The organism is Streptomyces globisporus (assembly GCF_003501885.1).
Lineage (GTDB): Bacteria > Actinomycetota > Actinomycetes > Streptomycetales > Streptomycetaceae > Streptomyces > Streptomyces globisporus_D.
Genome location: NZ_QWFA01000030.1, coordinates 41294 through 47916, shown reverse-complemented (window position 1 = coordinate 47916; position 6623 = coordinate 41294). Strand labels below are relative to the sequence as shown.

The following is a 6623-nucleotide window of genomic DNA, read 5'->3' as shown; positions in this document are numbered from 1 at the left end:
CGCCGCGCTGGTGGCCGGGCTCCCCGCCCTGCGGCACGGGGCGGCGGCCCACCGCCCCCACGACGATCAGGGCGAGCCCGGCCACCAGCGCGGCGTACGTGGTGAGCAGCGCCCGGTCGCGGAGCTCCTCCGGGGCCGCGGCGTCGGCGACGGTCCAGACTCCGGGCAGCCGCAGGACGAAGGTGACGACGCCGGTGACGATCAGGACCGAGGCCGCGGAGGCCGAGCGGAGTGCCGCCACAGCGGCGGCGGCGGCGGCCAGCAGCAGGACGAGGCTGGTGGAGGTGGTGGTGGGCCGCACGACGTCCTGGAGGTTCGCGGTGCCCGACCAGTACTCCCAGACCGGCCCCGGTCCGTCGGCGGCCTGTATGTCCCGCCCGATCCAGGCCACGACCATCAGTGCCAGCACCGCGCACAGAACGGCGCCGGTGATTCTTGCTCCCCGTGTAAGTGTCACCCGCTGATACTCCATTGCCCTGAACGGATGAACAAGTGCGTTCGGGGGGCGGGGCGGTGGCGGCGGGCGACCGGCCGGAGCGCCAGGACGACGCTCCGGCCGGACCACGGCACCCGCACGGCCGTACGTTGTCCAGCATGGGGCGTTCGTATATCGGAGCGGCGACGGCGGAGTTGCCTCCTTGTTAACGATGCTGACGCCGGTTCATGGCGTTTCGTCCTCCCCGGCCCCCGGCTGTTCCTCCGGCTCGTCCGGCCCCGGGGCCTCTGCGGGTCCCGGGATCTCCAACTCCGCCTCCGTCGGCACCACATGCTTCTCCTCTGCGAAGTGGCAGGCCGAGTCGTGCCGGGCCGGGGTGTCCACGAGCCGGAACTCCGCGGGGACCGCCAGCAGCGGGACCTCCAGTTCGCACCGCTCCTGGGCCTTCCAGCAGCGGGTGCGGAAGCGGCAGCCGGAGGGGATGTTGGCGGGCGAGGGGACGTCGCCGTGCAGGATGATCCGTTCCCGGTGTTCGCGGGCGGTCGGGTCGGGGACGGGGACGGCGGACAGCAGCGCCTGGGTGTACGGGTGGGTGGGGTGGTCGTAGATCTCCGCGTCGGAGCCGATCTCCACGATCCGGCCCAGGTACATCACGCCGACCCGGTCGGAGATGTGCCGGACGATGGACAGGTCGTGCGCGATGAAGACGAAGCTGAGGTTGAACTCCGCCTGGAGCCGGTCCAGCAGGTTGACCACCTGGGCCTGGACGGAGACGTCGAGCGCGGAGACCGGTTCGTCGGCGACGATGATCTCCGGGTTGAGGGCGAGGCCGCGCGCGATGCCGATGCGCTGGCGCTGGCCGCCGGAGAACTGGTGCGGATAGCGGTTGATGTACTCCGGGTTGAGCCCGACGACGTCGAGCAGGTCCTGGACCTTCTGGCGGCGGCTGCCCTTCGGGGCGACCTCGGGGTGGATCTCGTACGGCTCCCCGATGATGTCGCCGACCGTCATCCGCGGGTTCAGCGAGGTGTACGGGTCCTGGAACACCATCTGGATGTTGCGGCGCACCGCCTTCAGCGCCCGGCCGGACAGCTTGGAGATGTCCTCGCCCTTGTAGCGGATCGCCCCGGCGGTGGGGCGTTCCAGGTGGACGAGCATCTTGGCGACGGTGGACTTGCCGCAGCCCGACTCCCCCACGATGCCGAGCGTCTCGCCCGCGTAGAGGTCGAAGTCGACGCCGTCGACGGCCCTGACCGCGCCGATCTGCCGCTTGAAGAGGATGCCCTGGGTCAGCGGGTAGTGCTTGGCGAGGCCGCGCACCTGGAGGATCGGGTCGCCCTCGACGTAGGGGGCGGTGGCGTCCTCGTTCGCCTTGGAGAGGAGGGTGGAGCCGGCCGCGCCCTCGCCGGTCCCCGCACTCCTGTCGCGGTCAGCGTGCATCGAGCGTCTCCTTCCAGAAGTGGCAGGCGCTCCGGCGCTGTTCGTCGACCTCGTAGAGCGGCGGCACGTCGCTGCGGCACACGTCCTGGGCCATCGGGCAGCGGGGGTTGAAGGCGCAGCCGGGCGGGATGCGGGTGAGGTTGGGCGGCAGGCCCTTGATCGCGTACAGCTCCCGGCCCTTCTGGTCCAGGCGCGGGATCGACTGGAGGAGACCCTTGGTGTACGGGTGGGCGGGTGCCTTGTAGATCTCGTGGACGGGGGCGGTCTCGACGATGCGGCCCGCGTACATCACGGCGATCTTGTCCGCGACGTCGGCGACGACGCCGAGGTCGTGGGTGATCAGGATGAGGCCCATGTTCAGCTCGCGCTGGAGTTCCGCGAGGAGGTCCATGACCTGGGCCTGGACGGTGACGTCGAGGGCGGTGGTGGGCTCGTCGGCGATGATCAGGGACGGTTCGAGGGCCATCGCCATGGCGATCATGATGCGCTGGCGCATCCCGCCGGAGAACTGGTGCGGATACTGGTTGACGCGTTCTTTGGCGGCGGGGATGCGGACCCGGTCCATCAGCTCGACCGCCTTGGCCCTGGCGTCCTTGCGGGACATGCCGCGGTGCACGACGAACATCTCGGCGAGCTGCTGGCCGACGGTGAGGACCGGATTCAGCGAGGACAGGGCGTCCTGGAAGATCATGGCCATCTCCTGGCCGCGGATCCTCCGCCGCTCGTCCGCCTTGAGCTTCAGCAGGTCCTGGTCCTTGAAGAGGATCTCCCCGCCGGTGATCTTCCCGGGCGGCATGTCGAGGATGCCCATGACGGCCTGGGCGGTGACGGACTTGCCGGAGCCGGACTCGCCGAGGACGGCGAGCGTCTCGCCCTCGGCCACCGAGTAGTTGACTCCGTTGACGGCCTTGGCGACGCCTTCGCGGGTGTGGAACTCCACGTACAGATCGCGCACTTCGAGCAACATGGCAACCGGCTCCTCAGCGCAGCTTGGGGTCGAGGGCGTCGCGCACCGCGTCGCCGAGCATGATGAACGCGAGCACGGTGACCGCCAGCGCTCCGGCGGGCCAGAGCAGCATGTGCGGGGCGTTGCGGATGTAGTTGGCGGCCGCGGAGATGTCGATGCCCCAGGAGACGGCCGGGTCCTTCAGGCCGACGCCGAGGAAGGACAGAGTGGCCTCCAGCGAGATGTACGTGCCGAGCGCGATGGTCGCCACGACGATGACGGGCGCGATGGCGTTCGGGGTGATGTGGCGCAGCATCATGCGGGAGTTGGAGGCGCCCAGCGCGCGGGCCGCCTGGACGTAGTCGTTCTGTTTGGCGGTGATGACCGAGCCGCGGGCGATGCGGGCGATCTGGGGCCAGCCGAGCAGGACGATGAATCCGACGACGGGCCAGACGGTCGAGCTGGTGACGACGGAGAGGAAGACCAGACCGCCGAGGACGACGGGGATGCCGAAGAAGACGTCGGTGAGGCGGGAGAGGATCGAGTCCCACCAGCCGCCGAAGAAGCCCGCGAGTCCGCCGAGGACGCTGCCGAGGATCGCGACGCCGAGGGTGGCGCAGACGCCGACGGTCACCGAGGTGCGGGTGCCGTAGACGACGCGGGTGTAGACGTCGCGGCCCTGCGGGTCGAAGCCGAAGGGGTGGCCGGGCTCGGAGCCCTTCTGGGCGTCGTCCAGGTTGGCCTGGAGGGGGTCGCCGCTCGCGATGAGCGAGGGCCAGATCGAGATGATCACCAGGAAGAGGATGACCAGCGAGGAGATGATGAAGACCGGGTTGCGGCGCAGGTCGCGCCAGGCGTCCGACCAGAGGCTGCGCGGCTTTCCGGCGGGCCCGGTGCCGTCGGGGCCGCCCGGGTTCTTCTCCAGGCTGGTGCCCTCCTCCATGGCGAGGTCCGTCGCGCCGCCGGCGCCCGCCTGGGAGATCGCTTCGTCCGGGGTCTGCGGCTCAGGCATAGCGGATCCTCGGGTCGAGTACGGCGTACAGGAGGTCGACGATCAGGTTGGCGGCGAGGAAGACGAGGACGAGGATCGTGACGAAGCCGACGACGGTCTGGGAGTTCTGCCGCAGGATGCCCTGGTAGAGCTGGTAGCCGACGCCGTGGATGTTGAAGATCCGCTCGGTGACGATGGCCCCGCCCATCAAGGCGCCCACGTCGGTGCCGATGAAGGTGACGACGGGGATGAGCGAGTTGCGCAGCAGGTGCCGTACGACGACCCGGCGGCGGGGCAGGCCCTTGGCGACGGCGGTGCGTACGTAGTCGGCGCGGGCGTTCTCGGCGATCGAGGTCCGGGTGAGCCGGGTGACGTAGGCGAGCGAGACCGAGGCGAGGACCAGCCCGGGGACGAGGAGTTCGTCGAAGGTGGGGTCGGCGGAGACCGAGGGCTTGATGATGCCCCACTCGACGCCCAGGAGGAGCTGGAGCAGCAGGCCGGTGACGAAGGTCGGGACGGCGATGACGACCAGCGTCAGGATGAGGACGGTGGTGTCGACGGGGCGGCCGCGCCGCAGGCCGGTGACGACGCCGAGGCTGATGCCGATGACGACCTCGAAGACGATCGCGACGATGGTGAGCCGGATCGTGATGGGGAAGGCGGTGGCCATCAGCTCGGTGACCTTCTGCCCGTTGAACGCGGTGCCGAAGTCGCCGGTGAAGACGTTGCCCATGTAGGTGAGGTATTGCTGCCAGACCGGCTTGTCGAGGCCGAACTCGGAGCGCAGCTGGGCGGCGGTGGCCGGGTCGCACTGGCGGTCGCCGCAGAGACCCGCGATGGGGTCGCCCATCACGTTCACCATGAGGAAGATCAACAGCGTGGTGCCGAAGAAGACGGGGATCATCTGCAGCAGCCGCCGGATCACATAACGTCCCATGAGGGGCTCCGGGGGTCGGGTCCAGCAGTTCCGGGCGGGTGGTGGTGCGCGGACGGCCGGGGCGCGTGTCGGGCGTCCCGGCCGTGCGCGGCTCAGCGCGTCACTTGACGGTGATCTCTTCGTAGACCGGGACGCTGAACGGGTTCAGCGCGACGTTGTCCACCCGGTCCGAGTAGCCGGCGCTGCCGTTCTGGTACCAGAGCGGGATGACCGGCATCTCCGTGACGAGGATCTTCTCCGCGTCCTGGAAGGTGGTGACGGCCTTCGCCTTGTCGCTCTCGGCGTTGGCCTTGTCGACCAGGTCGTCGAACTGCTCGTTGCTCCACTTGCCGTCGTTGGACGGGGCGTTGGTGTAGTAGAGCGGCTGGAGGAAGTTCTGGATCAGCGGGTAGTCCATCTGCCAGCCCGCGCGCCAGGCGCTGGTGAGCTTCTGGGTGGAGACCTGGGCGCGGAAGTCGGCGAAGGTGCCGACGGGGCCGCCGACGCAGGCCTTGTTGTTGCCCATGACGTTGTTGATGCTGTTGCAGACGGCGTCGACCCATTCCTTGTGGGAGCCGGTGTCCGCGTTGTACGAGATCTTCAGCTGGCCGCCGGGGATGCCGCCGCCCTCGTCGATCAGCTTCTTGGCCTCGGTCTTGTTGTACGTGCACTCCTTGCCGCAGAGCCCTTCCTTGAAGCCGCCCTCCTCGCCGAGGACCGGGGAGGTCCAGTCGGAGGCGGGGGTGCGGGTCTTCTGGAAGATCTGGTCGGTGATCTGCGGGCGGTTGATCGCCATCGACAGGCCCTGGCGGACCTTGCGCGCGTCGTCGGTGTCCCACTCCTCCTCGTAGAAGGGGAAGGCCAGGGTCTGGATGATGCCGGCGGGGGTGTTGATGTACCGGTCGCCGAGGTCGGCCTCGACGTTGCGCAGCTGGGAGGCGGGCACGTCGTCGACGAGGTCGAGGTTGCCCGCGGTCAGGTCGGTGTAGGCGGTGTTGTTGTCGGTGAAGACCTTGAGGTCGACGCCGCCGTTCTTCGCCTTGTCGTCGCCCGGGTAGTCGTCCCACCGGCGCAGGTTCATCGAGGAGCCCTTGGCGTACGACTCGATGGTGTAGGGGCCGTTCCCGACGGGCTTGGAGAGCCAGGCGTCGTGGTCGTCGTAGAACGCCTTGGGCAGCGGGACGAAGGCGGAGTAGCCGAGGGTGTCGGGCCACAGGGAGAACTTCTGGGTGAGCTTGGCGGTGAAGGTCAGGTCGTCGACGACCTTCAGGCCGGACATGGTCTCGGCGGAGGCGGACCCGGACTCCGGGTGGACCTTGTCGTAGCCCTCGATGTACTGGAAGAAGTAGGCGTTCTTCTGGTTGTTCTTCAGGGCAGCGCCGTAGTTCCACGCGTCGACGAAGGAGTTGGCGGTGACCTTCTCACCGTTGGAGAACGTCCAGCCGTCCTTGAGCTTGATCGTGAAGTTCTGGGAGTCCGTCGAGTCGATGGACTCGGCGATCATGTTCTTGGCCTCGCCGGTCTTCGGGTCGTAGCGGATGAGTCCGCGGAAGACCATGTCGAGGACCTTGCCGCCCTGGACCTCGTTGGTGTTGGCCGGCTCCAGCGGGTTCTGCGGGTCTCCCCAGGAGGAGCTGACGATGCCGTCGGCGCCGCCGCTGCCGCCACCGTCGCCGTCCCCGCCGCCGCAGGCCGTCGCTGCCAGGGCGACGGCCACCGCACATGCGGCCCACCTGACCTGTGTGGCTCCGCGCATGAAGTGCCTCCTAGAGTCATCGAGTAGCCCAATGCCTCATATCACCGCATAACGCCATGTATCGCATGCGGGATTGCCCCGTACGGGCAGGAGGGCGGCGGACACGACGAAGGCCCGGCCCCCTCGGAAGGGGCCGGG

The 6623-nt window shown here is 68.9% G+C and carries 5 protein-coding genes and 1 pseudogene; all 6 read right to left on the bottom strand.

The features are described 5' to 3' along the window. A pseudogene (locus D3105_RS07740) lies at positions 1–457 on the bottom strand (hypothetical protein); the annotation flags it as partial. A 204-nt stretch (positions 458–661) separates the two neighbouring features. Then, positions 662–1876, bottom strand: coding sequence for an ABC transporter ATP-binding protein (locus D3105_RS07735; protein WP_118901343.1), 1215 nt, complete (start codon positions 1874–1876; stop codon positions 662–664). Next, a complete protein-coding gene (locus tag D3105_RS07730) occupies positions 1866–2843 on the bottom strand; it encodes an ABC transporter ATP-binding protein (RefSeq protein WP_118901340.1) in 978 nt (325 codons plus the stop codon). The genes D3105_RS07735 and D3105_RS07730 overlap by 11 nt, the downstream gene beginning before the upstream one ends. A 13-nt stretch (positions 2844–2856) precedes the next feature. Next, positions 2857–3834: an ABC transporter permease gene (locus tag D3105_RS07725; RefSeq protein ID WP_118901337.1), complete on the bottom strand. Its 978-nt coding sequence runs from the start codon at positions 3832–3834 to the stop codon at positions 2857–2859. Then, positions 3827–4750, bottom strand: a complete 924-nt coding sequence (locus tag D3105_RS07720) for an ABC transporter permease (RefSeq protein WP_118901334.1) — start codon at positions 4748–4750, stop codon at positions 3827–3829. Before D3105_RS07720 ends, D3105_RS07725 begins: the two co-directional genes overlap by 8 nt. A 100-nt stretch (positions 4751–4850) precedes the next feature. Next, positions 4851–6485 carry a peptide ABC transporter substrate-binding protein gene (locus D3105_RS07715; protein ID WP_118901332.1) on the bottom strand — a complete coding sequence of 545 codons (1635 nt, stop codon included), beginning with the start codon at positions 6483–6485 and terminating at the stop codon, positions 4851–4853. Between the last annotated feature and the right edge of the window lie 138 nt (positions 6486–6623).

What these genes read in the sequence shown, in the direction of transcription:
- D3105_RS07735 (WP_118901343.1), bottom strand. Translation starts at nt 1,876, where the DNA reads ATGCACGCTGACCGCGACAGGAGTGCGGGGACCGGCGAGGGCGCGGCC.
- D3105_RS07730 (WP_118901340.1), bottom strand. Translation starts at nt 2,843, where the DNA reads ATGTTGCTCGAAGTGCGCGATCTGTACGTGGAGTTCCACACCCGCGAA.
- D3105_RS07725 (WP_118901337.1), bottom strand. Translation starts at nt 3,834, where the DNA reads ATGCCTGAGCCGCAGACCCCGGACGAAGCGATCTCCCAGGCGGGCGCC.
- D3105_RS07720 (WP_118901334.1), bottom strand. Translation starts at nt 4,750, where the DNA reads ATGGGACGTTATGTGATCCGGCGGCTGCTGCAGATGATCCCCGTCTTC.
- D3105_RS07715 (WP_118901332.1), bottom strand. Translation starts at nt 6,485, where the DNA reads ATGCGCGGAGCCACACAGGTCAGGTGGGCCGCATGTGCGGTGGCCGTC.